Genomic DNA, 19487 nt, shown 5'->3' on the forward strand with positions numbered 1-19487 from the left:
ATGTAACGGTATTTGGAGGATGAGGTAAAGTATGAAACGTTTTTTTGCAGCATTGTTTACTATACTAGGTGCGATAACTGCCCTTGGGATTTTCTTTACAAATAAAGTGATGTACTTAAAGAAAAAAACAGAGGAAGAAGTACTCGAAAGAGAAACGAAAAAACATTTTCGTTTAGAGGATTTTGATGCTCTTCATAAAGAAGAAATTCATATTCCTTCGCAATTCGGATATGATCTTCACGGATATTACATTCCTGCTGGTCATTCCAATAAGTTTATGATTTTTTGTCACGGCGTAACTGTAAATAAAATGAACTCTGTAAAATATGCAAGGTTATTTTTAAACAGAGGGTATAATGTCGTTATTTATGACCATCGTCGTCATGGTAAAACTGGCGGAAAAACAACAAGCTATGGATACTATGAAAAACATGATTTAAAATCTGTAGTTGACTGGCTAAAAAGTCGCTTTGGAACAAATATAACACTCGGTATTCATGGTGAATCTATGGGAGCTGCAACACTTCTTCAATACGCAGGACTTGTAGAAGATGGTGCTGATTTCTATATTGCAGATTGTCCTTTTTCTGATTTCTACGGGCAATTACAACACCGTTTAAAGGTTGAATTCCATTTACCTAAATGGCCTTTATTACCTTTAGCAAATGCTTTTTTAAAAGTACGTGACGGTTATACGATTCGCGAAGTTTCACCAATCGATTGTATAAAAAATATTAATAATCCCGTCCTCTTTATTCATAGTAAAGATGATGATTATATTTTAGCTGATATGACGAAATCACTATATGAAGCAAAAGAAAACAATAAACAACTTTATATTGCAGAACGCGGTGCACACGCTTGCTCTTATAACGAAAATAAAGAAGAGTATGAAGCAGCCGTTGATCAATTTTTAAACTCATATGTAAAAGAAACAAAAAACAGGCTTGCATAAGCCTGTTTTTTTATTGCGCTAAAACGTCTGTAACTTGTTCCATATTTACAGAAATCCATTGCATTGCATCATCTAACGTTGGAAATTCTGTCGTTTGAAATGTTACTTCATCTTGAAGTAACCAAACATCCTTTGCCTCTTGCCCTACACCTGCAATGGACCAATGTAACAAACTATATGGATGATTATCATTCAAAAATGATGCCCACGTGCGCTCATTTGCAATGTTTCGTAATGTATGTAATTGTTTATCCATCTCTCGTCACCTTACTCTAGTCAGTTATAAAAAACATTATAACACTCTCTTCTCTCCCAAAGAAAGTGCTCATTTTATATTGTCAAGTACTTCTCTTAATTATATGATGAAATTAAGCGTTTGGGAAGGAGGGATAGCGTTGGCGAAAGTACAAATTAAAGTAAATGATAATGGCTCTTTTCGCGTTACAGGGGACGTGGAATTAGTCGATTCACAAGGGAATGTATTCCCAGCAAAACCGGCATTTTCTTTATGCCGTTGTGGTTTATCAAAAAATATGCCTTATTGCGATGCTTCGCATAAAGGGAAATTCGAGTCTGTCGTTAGAGCACCAGAGGCAGAATAATTTTACATGTGACATGCACATTTTTTTGTGCATGTTTTTTCTTTTCATTAACTCTCGTCCCCCTTTTCCTTACAACATTCCTCGTACTTTTGTCCTCATTCCAACTTACATATATTTTCACACAATTCTTCACATTCGAATATTTTTTTCTAGCCTTTTATTTTTTTTGTGCTATAATTTGAGCAAACAACATCCTTCGGGGTCGGGTGAAATTCCCAACCGGCGGTGATGAAGTGCAAACTTCTAAGTCCGTGACCCGTTTTCAACTCGAAAACGGTGGATCTAGTGAAACTCTAGGGCCGACAGTATAGTCTGGATGGGAGAAGGATATGTTTTCTAGTAATTTTATATAGCGAATACACTTTTATTTCAGTATGCATATTTTTAAAGTTTCGTTTTGAATCTTTATATATGTTTTATTTTGTATACTTATGTTTCTATACTGAAATAAAAAGATACGACTAGCGTTTGAAAAATTCGATATTTTTGCTAGGTTTTTTCCTTATGCAAAAATACCAATCAACGTTAGGTTTCTTTCCTGTACTTTCGTATTCGAACTATATTTCTAGAAATCACGTCTCCCAAACCCCAAGGATATAAAATCCTTGGGGTTTTTTGATTTTTTCAGGAGAGGTGAAGAGAATGACAGATCAAGAATATATGAGGATTGCCCTACAGTTAGCAGAAGGGACATCTGGACAAACAAGTCCAAACCCTATGGTTGGTGCTGTTGTTGTAAAAGAAGGAAACATCGTCGGTATTGGCGCTCATTTACGTGCTGGTGAAGAACACGCAGAAGTTCACGCGCTTCATATGGCTGGTGAAAAAGCAAAAGGAGCTACCGTGTATGTAACACTTGAACCGTGTAGCCATTTTGGAAAAACACCACCTTGCTGTGAATTACTCATCAAAAAAGAAGTTAAGCGCGTTGTAATCGCTACTCTTGATTGTAATCCGCTCGTTTCTGGTAATGGAAAAAGGAGATTAGAAGAAGCTGGAATCGAAGTAACGACTGGTGTTCTTGAAGCGGAAGCAGTTTTACTAAATCGTTTCTTTTTTCACTACATGAAAACGAAGCGTCCATTTGTAACAATAAAAACAGCGATGAGCTTAGATGGAAAAACAGCAACTGTCACGGGTGAAAGTAAGTGGATTACAGGTGAAGAAGCACGAGCTGATGTTCACCAATATCGTCATACACATGATGCAATTCTCGTTGGAGTGAATACAGTTATAGCTGATAATCCGCATTTAACGACAAGAATTCCTAACGGAGGTAAAAATCCTATTCGTGTTATTTTAGATACCCATTTACGAACGCCACCATCTTCTCATGTCATAACAGATGGTTTAGCACCGACATGGATTATTGTCGGTAAGGATGTAAATAAAGAGAAAATAGCTTCTTATGAATCTGAAAATATAGCTATATTCCAAATGAAAACAAAACATATAGAAATCAAGGACCTCCTTTTCTTTCTTGGAGAGAAGCAAATTCTTTCTCTATTCGTTGAAGGTGGTCAAACAGTTCACGCAAGCTTCTTACAAACAAAGCATTTCAATGAAATTATAACTTATATAAGCCCGATATTAATTGGTGGGAATGATGCCCCTACTTTATTTGGTGGAAATGGTTTCGCAGCATTGCAAGATGCACTTTCCTTGGAAATTCAAGAGATGAAACAAATTGGTGATGATATAAAAATCGTTGCGAATGCCCGAAGTGAGGTGACGGAATGTTTACAGGAATTGTAGAAGAATTAGGAACGATTGCAAACATGCAACAAAGCGGAGAAGCGATGAAGTTAACGATCCATGCGAATAAAATTTTATCAGATGTTCACTTAGGTGATAGTATCGCGGTTAACGGTATTTGCTTAACTGTAACGAGTTTCACAACAGCTTCATTCACAGTGGATGCAATGCCTGAAACGATGCAATCAACATCACTTCGCATGCTTAAACAACACTCTAAAGTAAATTTAGAGCGGGCGATGGCTGCAAACGGACGATTCGGTGGGCATTTCGTTTCAGGACATATTGATGGCATTGGAACGATATTAAACAAAAAACAGCACTATAATGCCGTCTATTACAAAATAGCTATTTCTGATGAATTGCTGCGCTATTGTTTGCATAAAGGTTCCGTTGCTGTTGATGGAACGAGTTTAACAATATTTGATATAGACGAATCTTCCATCACAATCTCACTCATCCCGCACACAGTAAGTGAATCTGTTATCGGAGCAAAGAATGCCGGTGACATCGTAAACATTGAGTGTGACATGATCGGTAAATATATCGAACGCTTTATTTCTAAACCTGTAAAACGAACAGGTTCAATGAGCGAAAGCTTTTTACAAGAAAACGGATTTCTATAAGGGGGAAGCATTATGTTTCATCGTATTGAAGAAGCTCTAGAAGATTTAAAACAAGGAAAAGTCGTTATCGTATGCGATGATGAAAACCGTGAAAATGAAGGCGACTTTATCGCTTTAGCAGAGTATATTACGCCAGAAACGATTAACTTTATGATTACACATGGGCGTGGTCTCGTTTGTGTACCGATTACGGAAGAATACGCAGAACGTCTACAATTAGAACCAATGGTAGCTCATAATACAGATTCGCATCATACTGCATTTACAGTGAGTATTGATCATGTTTCTACAACAACAGGGATTAGCGCTCACGAACGGGCAACTACGATACAAGAATTATTAAACCCTGCATCAAAAGGTGCTGATTTCAATCGTCCTGGACATATCTTTCCATTAATCGCGAAAGAAGGCGGTGTCCTACGCCGAGCTGGTCATACAGAAGCTGCTGTCGATTTAGCCAGACTTTGCGGAGCAGAACCAGCTGGAGTCATTTGCGAGATTATTAATGAGGACGGTACGATGGCACGCGTACCTGATTTACTACAGTGTGCAAAACAATTTGATATAAAAATGATTACAATAGAAGATTTAATTGCTTACCGCCGCCACCATGAAACACTAGTGACGCGAGAAGTGGAAATTACATTGCCTACAGATTTCGGTACTTTCCATGCAATTGGCTATTCTAATTCATTAGATACGAAAGAACATATCGCACTCGTAAAAGGTGATATTTCAACAGGAGAGCCTGTACTTGTACGCGTTCATTCAGAGTGCTTAACAGGAGATGTATTTGGCTCGTGCCGCTGTGATTGCGGACCACAACTCCATGCTGCACTTGCTCAAATTGAGCGTGAAGGAAAAGGCGTTCTTCTCTATATGAGACAAGAAGGACGAGGCATTGGCCTTCTTAATAAGCTTCGCGCTTATAAGTTACAAGAAGAAGGATTCGATACTGTAGAAGCAAACGAAAAACTTGGGTTCCCAGCTGATTTGCGTGATTACGGTATTGGCGCTCAAATTTTAAAAGATTTAGGTTTACAACATTTACGATTATTAACGAATAATCCACGAAAAATTGCTGGCTTACAAGGTTACGATTTAGAAGTAATCGAGCGTGTACCATTGCAAATGCCAACAAAAGAAGAGAATAAAACGTATTTACAAACGAAAGTAAACAAATTAGGACATTTATTAAACTTATAATTAAGGGAGAGGTTTATTATGGTATTCGAAGGTCATTTAGTTGGTACAGGATTAAAAGTTGGGGTTGTTGTTGGACGTTTTAATGAATTTATTACAAGTAAGTTACTCGGCGGAGCTTTAGATGGATTAAAGCGTCACGGTGTAGAAGAAACTGATATCGATGTTGCTTGGGTTCCTGGCGCATTCGAAATTCCTTTAATCGCTAAAAAGATGGCTAATAGCGGAAAGTATGATGCTGTAATTACGTTAGGTACTGTAATTCGTGGTGCTACAACACATTACGATTACGTTTGTAATGAAGTAGCAAAAGGAGTTGCATCTTTATCACTACAAACAGACATCCCAGTTATTTTCGGTGTATTAACGACTGAAACGATCGAGCAAGCGATTGAACGCGCGGGCACGAAAGCAGGTAATAAAGGCTATGAATCCGCCGTTGCTGCGATTGAAATGGCTCATTTATCAAAACAATGGGCATAAAAAATAAAAAAGAGGCTGCGGCCTCTTTTTTATTTTTTTACTTTTTTCCGTACATCTTTTATTAATTCATCCATTGTTTTTCCTTCTGTTTGTATACGAAGCGTTTGTGCTGTTCTCCATACATTCTCTCTTTTCTTCGCTTCTTCTATAATAGTAATTTCTTTTCGCACTTCCTTTAAATCTTTCCCTTCTGTTTTCAATCCAAAATGTTCAGCTTTCGTTCGAAAATGTTGTTCAATTCGTTGTTGCATTTCTTTTTGTTCAGGATTTTCGGCAGCCTTAACTGGATCAGCACTTATTGCTTTTAGTAAAATTAGACAAGTCATAATCGCTAATATATATTTGTGCATGTAAAATCCTCCAACCCAATATAAATTACATATTTACTATGTACAATTGGGGCTTGGAAAATTCGTCCACCAAAATTCTTTTTTTCGCTCAAAAACCAATAGTATCAAGCTTTCAAAACTATTTATTACATTTTATTTACAAAAAAAGCAAACTCTTTTACAAGTTTGCTTTTTATCTATCTTATAATGCACATTCTTCAATCTCAAACCCTAAATCTTCAATCATACCCCAGTCTGCAGTCGGTTCTTGTCCAGCTGTCGTTAAGTAATCTCCAACAAAAATAGAATTTGCTGCAAATAAACCGATTGGCTGCACAGAGCGTAAATTGATTTCACGTCCTCCTGAAATACGAATTTCTTTCGTTGGGTTTACAAAACGCATCATCGCCAGTACTTTTAAACATTCTATCGGCGTTAATTCTTTTTGTCCTTCAAGCGGCGTACCCTTTACAGCAACAAGGAAATTACATGGAATTGAATCTGCATCTATACGTTGTAATTCAAATGCAATTTCAGCACGTTCTTCTATTGTCTCCCCCATTCCAAAAATTGCCCCAGAGCATGGTGAAATGCCTGCTTGTTTCGCTTTTTGAACTGTATCAACACGATCGTCATACGTATGAGTGGAGCAAATACTTTCGTAATTATTTGCATGTGTATTTAAGTTGTGGTTATAACGATGTACACCCGCTTCTGCTAAACGTCCTGCTTGATCTTCGTTTAAGAAACCTAAACAACAACAAATCTTCAAATCTGTCGTTTCACGAATCTCCTTAACTGCTCCAATTACGTGATTCACCTCTTTATCCGTCGGGCGACGACCAGATGCTACAATACAATATGTACCCGCTTTACGGCGAATTGCTTCGTGTGCTCCTTCTACAATCTTTTCCTGCGTTAGCCATGCATATTTATCAATCGGCGCCTCTGAAATAATAGACTGTGAACAATATCCGCAATCTTCAGGACATAATCCAGATTTCGTATTAATAATCATATTCAATTTTACTTTCTTACCAAAGTGATGATGGCGAATGATGTAAGCTGCATTCATAATTTCTAACACTTCTGTATCATCAGCTTCTAATATTGCAATTGCATCCTCTTTCGTAATCATTTTCTCTTCTACTACCTCATGTGCAAGTTTTTTCCAATCCCTTTTTGTTTGTACTTGTTTCATTTCATCTCTTCCCCTCTTTTGTTATATGCATAAATAAAGCATGATACGTCGCCATTATCCCTTCATTTTCCGTGAAGTCTCTTTCGTATATGCGAAGCATCGCACGAAAGAGTGAGGGACTTTGACAATATGATTCTTCATTACTATTGGTCGCTCCTACTTTTCGAATAGAGTGTAGAAACTCCCTAACTTCTGTAAATCTCTCTATGTAACATGTTTCAGAAACATGCACATCCCCTGTTTCTATTTCACACATATGGCGCAACTGATTTTTCGAATAAAAAAGTTGCCCAATCGATGTTTCATTTTGTATATTTTTTTCTTCTTTCGCCCGCTGGAACGAAGCATGCAATTCTTGAAATGTTTCATGTCCAAACGTTGAAAAGAGTAATATCCCATCTATAGACAAATGATGAAATAAATTTCTTATCACTTGTTTTAAATCATTTAGCCATTGAAATGTGGCATTTGAAATAATGACATCATATGTTTCTTCTAGTCGTAATCTTTCGATATCCTCACAGTAAAACGTTACATTTTTCACATTTTGTCTAGTTTTCGCAACTGCAATCATACTTTCAGCAAAATCAATGGCTGTAATATGTGCTTTCGGAAATAAGTTTGATAATTGCTCTGTAACATATCCTGTTCCGCATCCAAGTTCTAAAATACGTATCGATGAATTTGCACTATATCGCCGATTCAATGTAGAAAGTAATGAATGTGCCATCTTTTTTTGTACATTTGCATATTGATCGTAGGATACAGATGCCGCGTTAAACCGTTTTTGAAGTAACGTTTTGTTGATCATGTCGTATCCCCTCTACAAATTGAATTATCTCATTTCCGCAATATTCGAAATTCGTTACGCATAATGCGTGTCCAGCCTCACTTACTACCTTGAGCGTGGCAGTCTCATTCTCAGCCATACTACGCGCTGCAGACAATGGACAAATTACATCCTGCTCTCCGTGAATAAGTAGTATAGGGACTTTAATTTCTTTCAGTTCTTCTCTCATATCTGCTTCTATTAAATACTCCAAACCTAATTGCAAAGACTGAATAGAATCACCTTTAAAGCGTTTTATCATATCTTCAAACCTTTTATTCTCTTTCAGCTCATCTTTTGTAAACATATTTTCATAAAACCGCTTGAGCGTATCTTCTTTCTTTCTCGCTAAATTCTTTTTCAGCCGTTCTACATGCAGAGTATTCCATCCACTCGTATAATCGCTCGTATTTGTAAATTTGGCAGTACCACCAATTAGTACGATACCTTTTGCCTTAACCTTTTTATGAGCTTGAACTGCTGCTAACGCTCCTAGTGACCATCCAACTAAAATTACATTTTCATCTTTTGCTACATCTATTATTCGCCCCGCAAATTCACTTTGTTCTTTCACATTACGCCAATTGATACATTGAACAGAATATCCTTTAAAATACGGCAGAACTAAAGTCCAAACACCTTCTTCCATTCCCCATCCAGGAATAAAAATAACCTTTAGCTCTTTCATACGAAAAACCCCTCTTCTTTACCAATGCGTATAATATGCTGAATAGCCCATTTCAAATCAGCTATTGTATGTTGGGACGTAACTGCAAAACGGACCCGTGAACTATTAACTGGAACCGTTGGTGGACGAATTGCAATTGCTGCAATACCTACCTCTTGCAGCCTTCTACTAAACCGTAAAGCTGCTTCATTTGAACCGACTACAATCGGTACAATATGAGTTGAGCTATTCCCAATATCAAAACCAGCTTCTTGCAAATGTGTCCTAAAATATGCTCCATTCTCTATAAGCCTCTCTCTTCTTTCATTATCTTCTTTCACAATTTCAATTGCTTTTTGCACTGCTCCTAACGTTCCTGGTGGTAAAGCTGTTGTAAAAATAAAGCTTCTCATCATATTTTGTAAATACTCTATATACATTGTATCACCTGTCAAATACGCACCATAACACCCTAGAGCTTTGCTAAACGTCCCCATATGTATATCAATTTTTTGAGCAATATCTTTTTCTATATGAGACAACCCTGCTCCATCAATTCCATATATTCCACTCGCATGTGCTTCATCGACTATAATGATTGCCCCGTATTTCTCTTTCAGCTCCACTAACTCTCTCAAATACGCAGTATCACCATCCATACTAAAAACAGTATCCGTTACGATTAATTTCTTCTTTTTGGGCGGCGCTGCTTGCAACAGCTTCTCTAAATGATCTAAATCATTATGACGATACCTTTTATGCTCTGCTCCGCTTAATATAATCCCATCAACGATGCTTGCGTGATTTAATTTGTCACTAAACACAATATCGTGACGACAGGCTAATGAAGAAATCACTCCAACATTTGCGGTATATCCACTATTTACAACTAAGGCTTTTTCAGTGCCTTTCCATTCGCATATACTTCTCTCAACCTCTTCATACAGTGAATAATTTCCTACAACGAGCCTTGATGCTGTCGCTCCAGTTCCATATTTTCTTGTGCATGCAATAGCAGCTTCTTTTAACCTCTCATCTCCAGCTAACCCTAAATAATTATTTGACGCTAAATTTAGCATCCTTTTTTCATCTCGAATAAGCCATGTCTCTTCTGCTTGTTCTGTTACATGCAAATTGCGATACTGTCCTTGCTCATTTAATTGTTGCAATTTAGATTGAAGATGTGTGCGCCACGTTTGATTCATTTCGGATGAACTCCTCTAATTTTGAAATCATTATATACTCTTTTGCAGATTCCAAGACTTCTTCTTTTGTAAACGCACCTTCAAAGAATGGCAATAAACCTAAAACCGGTACCCCACTTATCTCTTCAATCATTTCTTTATTTTCTTGTACTCTTTCCATTTCACATTCTTTGCAGCCGGATAAAATTACACCTGCTACTGTTAAGCCCTGTGCCTTTGCATAAGCAATTGTTAAAACTGTATGATTTACTGTTCCTAATGTAGGGCGTGCGACTATAATAAGAGGAAGCTGTAATTCCTTTGCGAAATCAATTACTAAAGCGTCTTCTGTATATGGAACAGCCAGTCCACCTGCTCCTTCTACAAATAGGCTATTAAACTCTTTCAATCGTTCATTATAATGATCCATAATGTCTTTTAAATGTACTACTCTTCCAGCTCTTTTCATGGCAAGTCTCGGAGCAAGAGGTTCTTCAATAGAATAAGGGCAAATTTCATCTTCTTTTGTTGGTACACCCGATAATGCTTTTAACCTTGCTGCATCTCCCTCTGGATTTGATGCAACATGTCCACTTTGCAACGGTTTATATACCCCGATGTTATATCCCAATTCTCTAAATACACCTGCTAATGCACCCGCAACTACAGTTTTCCCCACTTCAGTATCCGTTGCTGTAACAAAAAAACCGCCCATTATTCTCCCTCCGTAACATCCGAGATTGCTTTATACAAAATACGTAACATATCATCAATCTCATCAATTGTAGAAGCAAGAGGAGGCATAAATACAATCGTATTACCGAGTGGTCGCAAAATCATGCCCAGCTCTCTTGAACGTTTACATACTTGAACACCGACTCTCTCTGTCCATTCAAACGCTTCTTTCGTTTCTTTATTCTTCACAAGTTCAATTCCAACCATTAACCCGCACTGACGAATATCCCCTACATGTTTATACGCAAAGAGCGATTCTAATTGCGTCGCTACATATTCTGTCTTACTTGCCACTTCTTCTATTAAATTTGTTTTCTCGTATAGCTCTAGATTCGCAATGGCTACCGCACACCCTAACGGATTCCCTGTATAACTATGACCGTGGAAAAATGTTTTTTGTTCTTCATAGTCTCCTAAAAAGGCATTATAAATTTCATCTGTCGTTACGGTGATTGCAACTGGTAAATATCCACCTGTTAAACCTTTTCCGGCTGTTAAAATGTCCGGCGTTACATTTTCATGTTCACATGCAAACATTTTCCCGGTACGCCCAAATCCAGTCGCTACCTCATCTGTAATAAATAAAACATTATATTTTGTACATAAATTACGGAGCCCTCTTAAGTATCCTTTTGGCATTGTAATCATACCGCCAGCACCTTGCATTAAAGGCTCTACAATAATCGCCGCAATTTCTTCATGCTTTTCTTTCAGCAGCTCTTCCATTTCTTCTAAATGTTTTTTCACAATTTCCTCCTTATTATTTCCATAAGGAGAACGATATGTATATGGATACGGCATTTTAATTGCCTCAAATAAAAGTGAACTATACACTTGGTGAAACAAGTCTATCGCTCCTACTGAAACAGCTCCAATTGTATCACCATGATACGCTTCTTTTAATGTAACAAATCTTTGTTTCTTCGGTTTTCCTTTATGCTGCCAATATTGAAAGGCCATCTTAATTGCAATTTCAACGGCGCTAGAACCGGAGTCTGAATAGAATACTTTCTTCAAACCTTCTGGCACAACTTCAATTATTTTTTCTGCTAATAAAATAGATGGAACGTTAGCAAGTCCTAACATAGTAGAATGGGCAATTTTATTTAATTGCTCACGAATTGCTTCATCTAATTCTGGTACTTGATGTCCGTGAACATTTAACCAAATAGATGAAACACCATCCCAATATTCATTTCCATTTACATCGTATAGCTTTCTTCCCTCTCCACGTTCAATAATGACAGGGTCTTCTTCTAAATAATCTTTCATTTGTGTAAACGGATGCCATACATAAGCTTTATTTTTCTCCGATAATTCTTCATATGTATAAGACGATTTTTCAGTCGTATTACTATTAACAGTCACAATTGCCACCCCTATTGTTAACTAATTTATAAATAAAGTTAACATTAAATTTAAATGACTGTCAATTATTTTTAAATCAAATAGTTCTTAAAAAAGAACAACTTATCATACGATAAGTTGTTCTACTTTCCGTGTTGTACCTTTCCGATTTCTAAAATAATCTCTTCATCTTTTTTTCCTTCTGTATCAATTCCAAGTTGTTTTGCATGTTCAATTAATAAATCATGGCGCTTCTCAAATCTTGCGGTATTTACTTCTTTCGTAACCTCTTCTTTTGTTTTCCCTTCAGTAGAAACTCCTAGTTTCTCAGCTGCTTTTTCCATCGACTTCTTCTCTTCCGTTTCTTTCGCTTTCTTCACTTCTAACTGCTGTATTTGCTTTTGTTTCGCCTGCTCTGATTCAGCTGCAAAAGCTGTGTAAATTCCAGCACTTCCGCCAATGACTAGTAAGGTGGTAAAAAGAATTATTTTTTTCTTCACTCTTTCCTCCCCTTTCAAATTCATTATAACGTACAAATTTAGAACATTAAAAACATTTAACCTTTATTTCCCTAAAAAAATATTGAACATTTTTATTGACATATAAGATGAAAATGTGATAAAAATTTAACTAACATCATATGAATCGGCATTGATAGGATTTAGTAGTATTTCGATTTCTGATTTCAGAGAGCTGGTGGTCGGTGCGAACCAGTACAGAGCGAATTATGAATTACCCCCTGGAGCTTCTTTTGCGAAACGTAAGGAGTAGTGAAAGACGGTTATAGACCGTTATATCTAAAGAGTGGTGAAACGAAACTGTTTCACAATTTAGGGTGGTACCGCGAATTTTTCGTCCCTGCATATATTGCAGGGGCGTTTTTATTTTATTAGCGCATATCATACGACCCTTTATTTTGTGATACATTCATTTCACAAGCTAGGGTGGTACCGCGATATCTTCGTCCCTGCATAATTATATGCAGGGACGTTTTTTTATCCAATCATTTCCGTATCATATTGAAGGACCAACAATTACCGATAATTTGTCACAAAATTCTAAATTTTAGAAGGAAATACACAATATTGGCGAATTTTATATAAAAAAGAGCTATTTTAAATTACTTAGGAGGGGAAAACAATGGTTTCAAAAATTGAATCTGTTCTTTTAACATTATTTATCTTTTTCTGTATTGGCTTTAGTGTTATTCAATTAGAAGTTTCACCACACATCCCAATTTTATTTGGTATCGTTCTTTTATTAGCATTTGGATTTATGAAAAAAATCTCTTGGTCTACTATGGAAAAAGGGATGATCAGTAGTATTTCAGCTGGTATTCCATCTATTTTTATTTTCTTGCTTGTAGGCGTATTAATTAGTGTTTGGATCGCTGCTGGAACAATTCCAACTTTAATGGTATACGGCTTCCAGCTTGTATCTCCAAAGATTTTCGTTCCAACTGTTTTTGTTGTTTGTGCAATTGTTGGAACAAGTATCGGTAGTGCCTTTACAACTGCCGCAACTGTAGGACTTGCCTTTATGGGTATGGGTAGTGCTCTCGGATACGATCCAGCTCTAATCGCTGGTGCAATTATTTCTGGTGCATTCTTTGGAGATAAAATGTCTCCTTTATCTGATACAACAAACTTAGCTCCTGCTGTAACGGGTGTAGATTTATTTGAGCATATTCGTAACATGCTTTGGACAACAGTTCCAGCTTTCATTATTGCTTTTATCGCATTTTTCATTTTAGGAGGCGGTACTAGCGGAGACGTTGACTTCACAAACTTTATTAGCACTTTAGAGAAAAATACGACGATTTCTATCGTTACACTAATTCCAATTTTATTACTGTTCCTATTCGCATTTAAAAAAGTTCCAGCAGTTCCAACATTACTTGCAGGAATTGTGGTAGGAATTATTATTCTCTTTATTTTTAAACCTAGCACTTCTTTAGCTGATTTAATGAAAATTATGCAAGACGGATACGTTTCTAAAACTGGTATTAAAGACATTGATAGCTTACTATCTCGCGGTGGTCTACAAAGTATGATGATGTCGATTGCACTTATTTTCCTGGCTCTTTGTATGGGAGGATTATTACAAGGAATGGGTATTATTACGCAGCTCATGAATATCATCTCTAGCTTCGTAAAAAATAGCACACGTTTAATTATTTCTACTGCTTCAACTGCAATTGGTGTAAACTTCTTACTTGGTGAGCAGTACTTATCCATCGTTTTAACAGGACAAGCATTTGCTAATAAATACGATGAAGTCGGTTTAGAACGTCGGAATTTATCACGAGTACTAGAAGATGCAGGTACAGTTATTAACCCTCTCGTACCATGGGGAGTAAGTGGTGTATTCTTATCGAACGTCCTTGGCGTTCCGACATTTGATTACCTTCCATTCGCAATTTTCTGTTTAGCTTGCCCAGTCTTAACAATTATTGTTGGTTTCACTGGATTTGGCCTTTCATGGAAGAAAGAAAAAGCTGTAACACTTTCATAATATATTAAAAAGGATTACCTGAATCGGTAATCCTTTTTATATTTCTCCACTATCTATTTGCTTTCTTTCTTCTAAATAACAGAAGTAATCCCGCTCCAACAAACGCCAAGCCTGCTCCAATTGTAGAAGCAACACTTGTACCTGTTTTCGGTAAATCACGGTCTTCTTTATTTTCACTTACAGTTGTTGTTTCTTTTGAGTTTTGATTATCCGTTGTAGTTTGTCCAGATCCTGCATTATTTGCTTCATTTGTTGGTGGTGTCGTTGGATTTTCTCCATTACTACCTTCATCTGTTGGTGGTGTCGTTGGATTTCCTCCATTATTCCCTTCACCTGTTGGTGGTGTCGTTGGATTTCCTCCATTATTCCCTTCACCTGTTGGCGGTGTCGTTGGATTCTCTCCACCAGTTTCCTTATCATCATCGTTCTTCTTTGTTATATCAATTGCATATTTAGCAAATTCATTTTCAGATGGTCCAACATATGATATTTTCCCATCTTTCTTTATATACTTTTGTGCATTTGGTGAAGAATCGAATGTTGTATGTAATTTATCTGCAACAATCGGTTTAAACGTCCAATTTTTATCTGCTGCTGGATTAATAACTGGTGTTTCTTGCATATACTTCACAATGATTTGACGTGTTTCATCTTGTGATTGGTATACAACTTCGCCTTTACTTACACCTGGGAACGTTTGGCTACTTCCGCGATAGTTATTTGTAGCGACGATGAACTCTTGATTGTCAGCTACTGGCTTACCTTCATATGTCATATTTATAATACGATTCGTATTTGCATTTACAACTTTTCCATCTTTATCGTATTTCGTTGGTTGTGTTACATCAATTTCGTATTTTAAGCCATCTAAAATATCGAAGTTATATGTAGGATAGCTTATATTTACTAACGGCTGTTCTTCTGTTTTCTTTGGATCAATTTGGTTAAACTGACCTGCAGACATTTCAAGCCATTCTTTCACTTGTGCCCCATTTACTTTTACAGCATATAACGTATTTGGATATACGTATAAATCTGCAACGTTTTTAATCGCTAACGTTCCAGCTGGAATATCCGTATAATATGTAGCACCGTTTCGGCCACCTGCTTTAAATGGTGCGCCTGCAGATAAAACTGGAATTCCTTTATATTTGCTATACTGTCCATTTTCAGCAAATAACTTTTCTACATACCATTTTTGTGCATTTGTCACAAGTTGTACAGAAGGATCATCTTGTACTAATGAGAAATAACTATTAATTGGCGCTGTCGTTTTTCCTACAGCTGTATTCACATAATCAATTGTCGCTTGATGATCATCTTTAATTTCATTAACTAATTCTTGATCAGATTGTACTAATGGGTTCCCTTTACTATCAGCAATCGGACGAAGTTGCGGCTTCGATTGCTCTTTTTGTATTTCCCATTTTCCGTTTACCTTTTTCAATTGCATATCAATAATACCTAAGTTACTTCCAAAGACACCAGGCATTACAACTGGAACACCATTAAATACATCCTTCACTTCAGTATGTGAATGTCCCATTAATACTGCATCTACACCAGGAACTTCTGTTAAATAATACGAAGCGTTTTCCATGCCAACGTTGTATCCACTCTTATCAACGCCCGAATGCGCTAGTGCAACGATAACATCTGCACCTTCTGCTTTCATTTTTGGCACCATTTTCTTCGCTGTTTCAACTATATCTTTCGCTTTCACTTTTCCTTCTAAATTTGCTTTATCCCAGTTCATAACTTGAGGTGGAACAAATCCCATTACGCCAATTTTCACTTTTTGTTTTTGTCCTGATTCATCTTCTACTTCTTTTTCAAAAACATGATATGGTTTAAAGTAATTTTGGTCGTTCTCTTCATTAGTATCTTTATCATCTTTATAGACGTTGGAGTTAATAACCGGGAACTCTGTTTTACTAATTACTTTGTTTAAATAGTCTAAACCGTAGTTAAATTCATGATTCCCAAGAGAGATGACGTCATACTTCATTAAATTCATTAAACGATATAATGGATGTGTATAACTAGGATCCACAGGCTTCTTCGGATCATTTATTTTATTCGCTACATAATCTCCAAGTGGTGTCCCTTGCAATGCATCCCCATCATCAAATAGGACAGAGTTCTTCGCTTCTTCACGTGCTTTATTAACAAGTGTTGCCGTTTGCACGAGACCTACTTTATTATCTGTTTTCGTTTGATAATAATCGTAATTCATTAAGTTAACGTGAATATCTGATGTTTCTAGAATTCGTAAGTTAACCGTACTCTCCCCGTTGTTCTCATCCGCATGAGCTGTTGCTGGCAATACTTGCGGCGCTATTACACCTATAGCAAGAGTTGCTCCAGCTAGCATTTTTTTTGACTTTTTCACAAAAAATCCCCCTTATACAATTACCAAAAATAATGAAATAAACTTCTATTTGCCTCTAACCACATACCTTTTTTCTTCTATTAGAGACAAGATTTTCATTTCATCCTGCGCTAATGAGTAGTCCCCTTAAACGCCTGATTAGTGAAACTTTAATTAGTGGGAAATAAAGCCCTACTCATTAAAATTTCACCTTATCTGACATTATCATATATAATGTACTTTCATATCGTCAATATTTTTTGACATACTTCTACAAATTTTCTGTAAAGTTGTTGTAAACTTTTCATAAACATATAATATGCCCTTACATTGTTAATACTGCTGAATATGATACAATTACCAATTACAAGGAGGATGAATATATGAAAAAAGTCATCTTAACAATTGTTTGTCTCCTCCTTCTAATCATTTCTTATTCTTATTTTGAAAAGAACGATGAGACAAAACAAAATGAACCCGAAGAAAACACAGAAAAAACATCTACTCCAAGTTGGATTGATAAGCAAACAAACGATTCCTTTTATCATCTCGTACTAGGTGATTCACTCGCCAAAGGATATGGATCGACACAAGGGGGATTTGCTGAATTAGCTTCTAGACAAATAGAAGCACAAATTCATAAGCCAATTACAGTAGAAAACCTTGGGATAAACGGTCTTACAACAGATCGTCTCGCTAAAAAAGTGCAATCAGAAGATGTAAAGCAAAAAATTAGAGCAGCAAATATCATTACAATTAATATTGGAGGAAATAATTTATTCCGTTTAAATCGTGATGTCGGTGTTATAGATGGTATTAAAATGTTAAATAAAGAAAAAGCTCATTTTGAAGCGGATATAAAAAATATTGTAAAGACAGTTCGAGATCAAAATCCGAACGCTTTACTCATTCTCTCAGAACTCTATAATCCGTTACAACTCGATGACTCCATCGCCAGTTATGCAGATATGTTTTTAGATGGATGGAATGAATCCGTTTATTCCATTTCAAAAGCAAATCAACCATCTATCGTTTTACCAATTCGTAAATTAATATCAAATGATAAAAAAGATTTACTCTTTGACCAAGTGCATCCAAATGATAATGGCTACGCGATTATTGCCGATTCATTTACAAAAAAAGTGTTGGCCTACAAATATTAAAATTTCCATGAAACAATTCTATTTTTATAACATGTCTTTTTTGTTACAATGATAGTGGAAGGGGGCCTTTATATGGAATCACGCGAGTGGGAACGTATTGTTGATCATCTTCTTTCGCTAGTGCCTCTTTTTTATCGCAAATTTATGCTTCCTGGAGAATTTTCTTCTCAAAGACATATGCCGCCATCACATACACAAGTATTGCTACTTCTGCATGAAAATGGTACATTAGCAGTTTCCGAAATCGGCAAGCGGCTAGCGATTTCACGGCCTAACATGACACCTCTATTAAACAAACTGATTCAAGAAGAACTAATAGAGCGTCATTATAGCGAAAAAGATCGACGGGTCATTTTAATTTCCCTAACAGCTGAAGGGAAATTGTTAGTAAATCAGTATCAACAATTCATTTTAGACAAATTAAAAGAAAATTTCCAAACATTATCTGAGGAAGAGCGCGAAAAGCTCATTCACTCTCTTCAAACCATTCAAAATTTAATTTTGAAAACAAACGCATAAAGCTGCTTCTACATAGAAGCAGCTTTATGATTCGTAATAATTACCATAGTATACATTTGAATATGGCCATGTCGTTAAATACGGCTTTCGTTCTTGAACAGGTTGCTGCCCGGGCTGTTGAGGCTGCGGCTGTTGCATTTGCTGTATTTGTTGCTGCGGATATACGCCGAATTGCTGCCTCATATCATTTACAGGATAATAATTTATATATGGATATACTTGAGGTACATAGTAATAATACATTCATTCTCTCCCCCTTTTCCTTAAACATATTCAAAGGAGAAAATGAATGTGACATTCTTTATATTTGCACAAGTGGTTCTCTAACTTGTTTCTTTCTTTTCTTCAAACGTAACTTACGATTCTTTTCATATAAATAATGCACAACGAAATATGAAATTACCCCAAACACAATTCCTATTATCGTCATACCAATTAATACATATACTTCACTCTGTAATAAGCTCTTTAACATCGTAAAAATATGACTCGAAAACAAATCTGATATCGTAAATGGTTCATGATGTATTTTCTGTACATCAAATGGATAAATCATTTTCCCTAACGCATAAGCAAACGGAAATAAAAATACTGGGAGAAACGATATTTTCCCAATAATATTACCAATGACTGCGGCTGGAAAAGATCCTTTTACTAACCTGACAATTGGATAAAATATTAAATATACGAGCGATGCCGTATAAATTACCAACATTTCTAAACCAAATCCAATGGCAAAACCTAACGACACTTTCTTTGCTCCTTCTGGTGATCGAAGCAACTTATAATATTGAAACTTTAATATTCTCCACATCCGCTGAAAAAACGAATATGTTTTCTTAGTTGTTTTCAAATTCATCATCTCTTTAACTATATTTTTTCTATCTAGTATGTCCTTACATGATATGAAAAACAAATTTAGTTTACTCTTTTTATTATAAATGATATAGAGATGGTTAACCAAATATACATACGACATTTCAATATAAAAAAGCACCCCTCCA

At 36.2% G+C, this 19487-nt stretch carries 21 protein-coding genes, 1 riboswitch and 1 other annotated feature; of the genes, 9 read left to right on the forward strand and 12 right to left on the reverse strand.

Annotation, left to right across the window (positions count from 1 at the left end; translation table 11 throughout):
- Nucleotides 1–31 precede the first annotated feature (31 nt).
- Nucleotides 32–955, forward strand: a complete 924-nt coding sequence (locus CER22_RS01815; protein WP_000819238.1) for an alpha/beta hydrolase — start codon at nt 32–34, stop codon at nt 953–955.
- Nucleotides 956–965: 10 nt separating this feature from the next.
- Here CER22_RS01815 and CER22_RS01820 read toward each other — a convergent pair whose 3' ends face one another.
- The gene (locus tag CER22_RS01820) at nt 966–1211 is read right to left on the reverse strand and encodes a DUF2552 family protein (RefSeq protein ID WP_000360794.1); all 246 of its coding nucleotides are present in this window, start codon (nt 1209–1211) and stop codon (nt 966–968) included.
- A gap of 139 nt (nt 1212–1350) precedes the next feature.
- Here CER22_RS01820 and CER22_RS32410 point away from each other — a divergent pair, with 139 nt between their 5' ends.
- The 5 genes from CER22_RS32410 to ribH all read left to right on the forward strand — a co-directional run bounded on the left by CER22_RS32410 (nt 1351) and on the right by ribH (nt 5624).
- Nucleotides 1351–1557: a CDGSH iron-sulfur domain-containing protein gene (locus CER22_RS32410; RefSeq protein ID WP_001151582.1), complete on the forward strand. Its 207-nt coding sequence runs from the start codon at nt 1351–1353 to the stop codon at nt 1555–1557.
- A gap of 188 nt (nt 1558–1745) precedes the next feature.
- Nucleotides 1746–1889, forward strand: a riboswitch (FMN riboswitch).
- Between the two features lie 310 nt (nt 1890–2199).
- The gene (gene ribD, locus CER22_RS01830) at nt 2200–3312 is read left to right on the forward strand and encodes a bifunctional diaminohydroxyphosphoribosylaminopyrimidine deaminase/5-amino-6-(5-phosphoribosylamino)uracil reductase RibD (protein ID WP_060488341.1); all 1113 of its coding nucleotides are present in this window, start codon (nt 2200–2202) and stop codon (nt 3310–3312) included.
- The gene (gene ribE / locus CER22_RS01835) at nt 3294–3938 is read left to right on the forward strand and encodes a riboflavin synthase subunit alpha (protein WP_088608118.1); all 645 of its coding nucleotides are present in this window, start codon (nt 3294–3296) and stop codon (nt 3936–3938) included. The genes ribD and ribE overlap by 19 nt, the downstream gene beginning before the upstream one ends.
- Nucleotides 3939–3950: 12 nt before the next feature.
- On the forward strand, nt 3951–5144 hold the full coding sequence (ribBA, locus tag CER22_RS01840) for a bifunctional 3,4-dihydroxy-2-butanone 4-phosphate synthase/GTP cyclohydrolase II (protein WP_060488339.1): 1194 nt from the start codon (nt 3951–3953) through the stop codon (nt 5142–5144).
- Between the two features lie 18 nt (nt 5145–5162).
- Nucleotides 5163–5624, forward strand: a complete 462-nt coding sequence (ribH, locus tag CER22_RS01845; RefSeq protein WP_000230900.1) for a 6,7-dimethyl-8-ribityllumazine synthase — start codon at nt 5163–5165, stop codon at nt 5622–5624.
- 29 nt (nt 5625–5653) lie between these two features.
- Here ribH and CER22_RS01850 read toward each other — a convergent pair whose 3' ends face one another.
- The 8 genes from CER22_RS01850 to CER22_RS01885 all read right to left on the reverse strand — a co-directional run bounded on the left by CER22_RS01850 (nt 5654) and on the right by CER22_RS01885 (nt 12416).
- Nucleotides 5654–5974 (reverse strand): hypothetical protein, encoded by a 321-nt coding sequence (locus tag CER22_RS01850; protein WP_000549778.1) that lies wholly within the window; start codon nt 5972–5974, stop codon nt 5654–5656.
- Nucleotides 5975–6155: 181 nt separating this feature from the next.
- Entirely contained in the window at nt 6156–7154 is a 999-nt protein-coding gene (gene bioB, locus CER22_RS01855) for a biotin synthase (RefSeq protein WP_088608119.1), read from the reverse strand.
- Nucleotide 7155: 1 nt separating this feature from the next.
- Nucleotides 7156–7965 carry a malonyl-ACP O-methyltransferase BioC gene (gene bioC, locus CER22_RS01860; RefSeq protein ID WP_087985142.1) on the reverse strand — a complete coding sequence of 270 codons (810 nt, stop codon included), beginning with the start codon at nt 7963–7965 and terminating at the stop codon, nt 7156–7158.
- Nucleotides 7931–8671 carry an alpha/beta fold hydrolase gene (locus CER22_RS01865; protein WP_087985143.1) on the reverse strand — a complete coding sequence of 247 codons (741 nt, stop codon included), beginning with the start codon at nt 8669–8671 and terminating at the stop codon, nt 7931–7933. Before CER22_RS01865 ends, bioC begins: the two co-directional genes overlap by 35 nt.
- Nucleotides 8668–9855 (reverse strand): 8-amino-7-oxononanoate synthase, encoded by a 1188-nt coding sequence (gene bioF, locus CER22_RS01870; protein WP_088608120.1) that lies wholly within the window; start codon nt 9853–9855, stop codon nt 8668–8670. Before bioF ends, CER22_RS01865 begins: the two co-directional genes overlap by 4 nt.
- Complete coding sequence (bioD, locus tag CER22_RS01875) at nt 9821–10549, reverse strand: dethiobiotin synthase (RefSeq protein WP_088608121.1); 729 nt, start codon at nt 10547–10549, stop codon at nt 9821–9823. The genes bioF and bioD overlap by 35 nt, the downstream gene beginning before the upstream one ends.
- Nucleotides 10549–11937, reverse strand: a complete 1389-nt coding sequence (bioA, locus tag CER22_RS01880) for an adenosylmethionine--8-amino-7-oxononanoate transaminase (RefSeq protein ID WP_000217828.1) — start codon at nt 11935–11937, stop codon at nt 10549–10551. Before bioA ends, bioD begins: the two co-directional genes overlap by 1 nt.
- Before the next feature lie 122 nt (nt 11938–12059).
- Nucleotides 12060–12416 carry a hypothetical protein gene (locus tag CER22_RS01885; RefSeq protein ID WP_137011333.1) on the reverse strand — a complete coding sequence of 119 codons (357 nt, stop codon included), beginning with the start codon at nt 12414–12416 and terminating at the stop codon, nt 12060–12062.
- A gap of 142 nt (nt 12417–12558) precedes the next feature.
- Nucleotides 12559–12779, forward strand: a binding site (T-box leader).
- Nucleotides 12780–13056: 277 nt separating this feature from the next.
- Between CER22_RS01885 and nhaC the strand changes: the two genes are divergently transcribed.
- A complete protein-coding gene (gene nhaC, locus CER22_RS01895) occupies nt 13057–14430 on the forward strand; it encodes a Na+/H+ antiporter NhaC (protein WP_000253742.1) in 1374 nt (457 codons plus the stop codon).
- A gap of 49 nt (nt 14431–14479) precedes the next feature.
- Here nhaC and cpdB read toward each other — a convergent pair whose 3' ends face one another.
- Nucleotides 14480–16822: a bifunctional 2',3'-cyclic-nucleotide 2'-phosphodiesterase/3'-nucleotidase gene (gene cpdB / locus CER22_RS01900; RefSeq protein WP_088608122.1), complete on the reverse strand. Its 2343-nt coding sequence runs from the start codon at nt 16820–16822 to the stop codon at nt 14480–14482.
- 362 nt (nt 16823–17184) lie between these two features.
- Between cpdB and CER22_RS01905 the strand changes: the two genes are divergently transcribed.
- Together CER22_RS01905 and CER22_RS01910 are read left to right on the forward strand one after the other, a co-directional pair.
- On the forward strand, nt 17185–17964 hold the full coding sequence (locus tag CER22_RS01905; RefSeq protein ID WP_087985149.1) for a GDSL-type esterase/lipase family protein: 780 nt from the start codon (nt 17185–17187) through the stop codon (nt 17962–17964).
- Between the two features lie 72 nt (nt 17965–18036).
- A complete protein-coding gene (locus tag CER22_RS01910; RefSeq protein ID WP_000445817.1) occupies nt 18037–18483 on the forward strand; it encodes a MarR family winged helix-turn-helix transcriptional regulator in 447 nt (148 codons plus the stop codon).
- Nucleotides 18484–18507: 24 nt separating this feature from the next.
- On the opposite strand, the gene CER22_RS01915 is transcribed toward CER22_RS01910, so the two are convergent.
- A complete protein-coding gene (locus CER22_RS01915; RefSeq protein ID WP_088608123.1) occupies nt 18508–18726 on the reverse strand; it encodes a hypothetical protein in 219 nt (72 codons plus the stop codon).
- Between the two features lie 58 nt (nt 18727–18784).
- Entirely contained in the window at nt 18785–19336 is a 552-nt protein-coding gene (locus CER22_RS01920) for a DUF2062 domain-containing protein (protein ID WP_141490867.1), read from the reverse strand.
- Between the last annotated feature and the right edge of the window lie 151 nt (nt 19337–19487).

The sequence above is a fragment of the Bacillus sp. K2I17 genome, from assembly GCF_002209985.1.
GTDB lineage: Bacteria > Bacillota > Bacilli > Bacillales > Bacillaceae_G > Bacillus_A > Bacillus_A wiedmannii.

Excerpts from the sequence above, each read along its gene's own strand:
- CER22_RS01815 (WP_000819238.1), top strand. The coding sequence starts at position 32 with ATGAAACGTTTTTTTGCAGCATTGTTTACTATACTAGGTGCGATAACT.
- CER22_RS01820 (WP_000360794.1), bottom strand. The coding sequence starts at position 1,211 with ATGGATAAACAATTACATACATTACGAAACATTGCAAATGAGCGCACG.
- ribD (WP_060488341.1), top strand. The coding sequence starts at position 2,200 with ATGACAGATCAAGAATATATGAGGATTGCCCTACAGTTAGCAGAAGGG.
- ribE (WP_088608118.1), top strand. The coding sequence starts at position 3,294 with ATGTTTACAGGAATTGTAGAAGAATTAGGAACGATTGCAAACATGCAA.
- ribBA (WP_060488339.1), top strand. The coding sequence starts at position 3,951 with ATGTTTCATCGTATTGAAGAAGCTCTAGAAGATTTAAAACAAGGAAAA.
- ribH (WP_000230900.1), top strand. The coding sequence starts at position 5,163 with ATGGTATTCGAAGGTCATTTAGTTGGTACAGGATTAAAAGTTGGGGTT.
- CER22_RS01850 (WP_000549778.1), bottom strand. The coding sequence starts at position 5,974 with ATGCACAAATATATATTAGCGATTATGACTTGTCTAATTTTACTAAAA.
- bioB (WP_088608119.1), bottom strand. The coding sequence starts at position 7,154 with ATGAAACAAGTACAAACAAAAAGGGATTGGAAAAAACTTGCACATGAG.
- bioC (WP_087985142.1), bottom strand. The coding sequence starts at position 7,965 with ATGATCAACAAAACGTTACTTCAAAAACGGTTTAACGCGGCATCTGTA.
- CER22_RS01865 (WP_087985143.1), bottom strand. The coding sequence starts at position 8,671 with ATGAAAGAGCTAAAGGTTATTTTTATTCCTGGATGGGGAATGGAAGAA.
- bioF (WP_088608120.1), bottom strand. The coding sequence starts at position 9,855 with ATGAATCAAACGTGGCGCACACATCTTCAATCTAAATTGCAACAATTA.
- bioD (WP_088608121.1), bottom strand. The coding sequence starts at position 10,549 with ATGGGCGGTTTTTTTGTTACAGCAACGGATACTGAAGTGGGGAAAACT.
- nhaC (WP_000253742.1), top strand. The coding sequence starts at position 13,057 with ATGGTTTCAAAAATTGAATCTGTTCTTTTAACATTATTTATCTTTTTC.
- CER22_RS01905 (WP_087985149.1), top strand. The coding sequence starts at position 17,185 with ATGAAAAAAGTCATCTTAACAATTGTTTGTCTCCTCCTTCTAATCATT.
- CER22_RS01910 (WP_000445817.1), top strand. The coding sequence starts at position 18,037 with ATGGAATCACGCGAGTGGGAACGTATTGTTGATCATCTTCTTTCGCTA.
- CER22_RS01915 (WP_088608123.1), bottom strand. The coding sequence starts at position 18,726 with ATGTATTATTACTATGTACCTCAAGTATATCCATATATAAATTATTAT.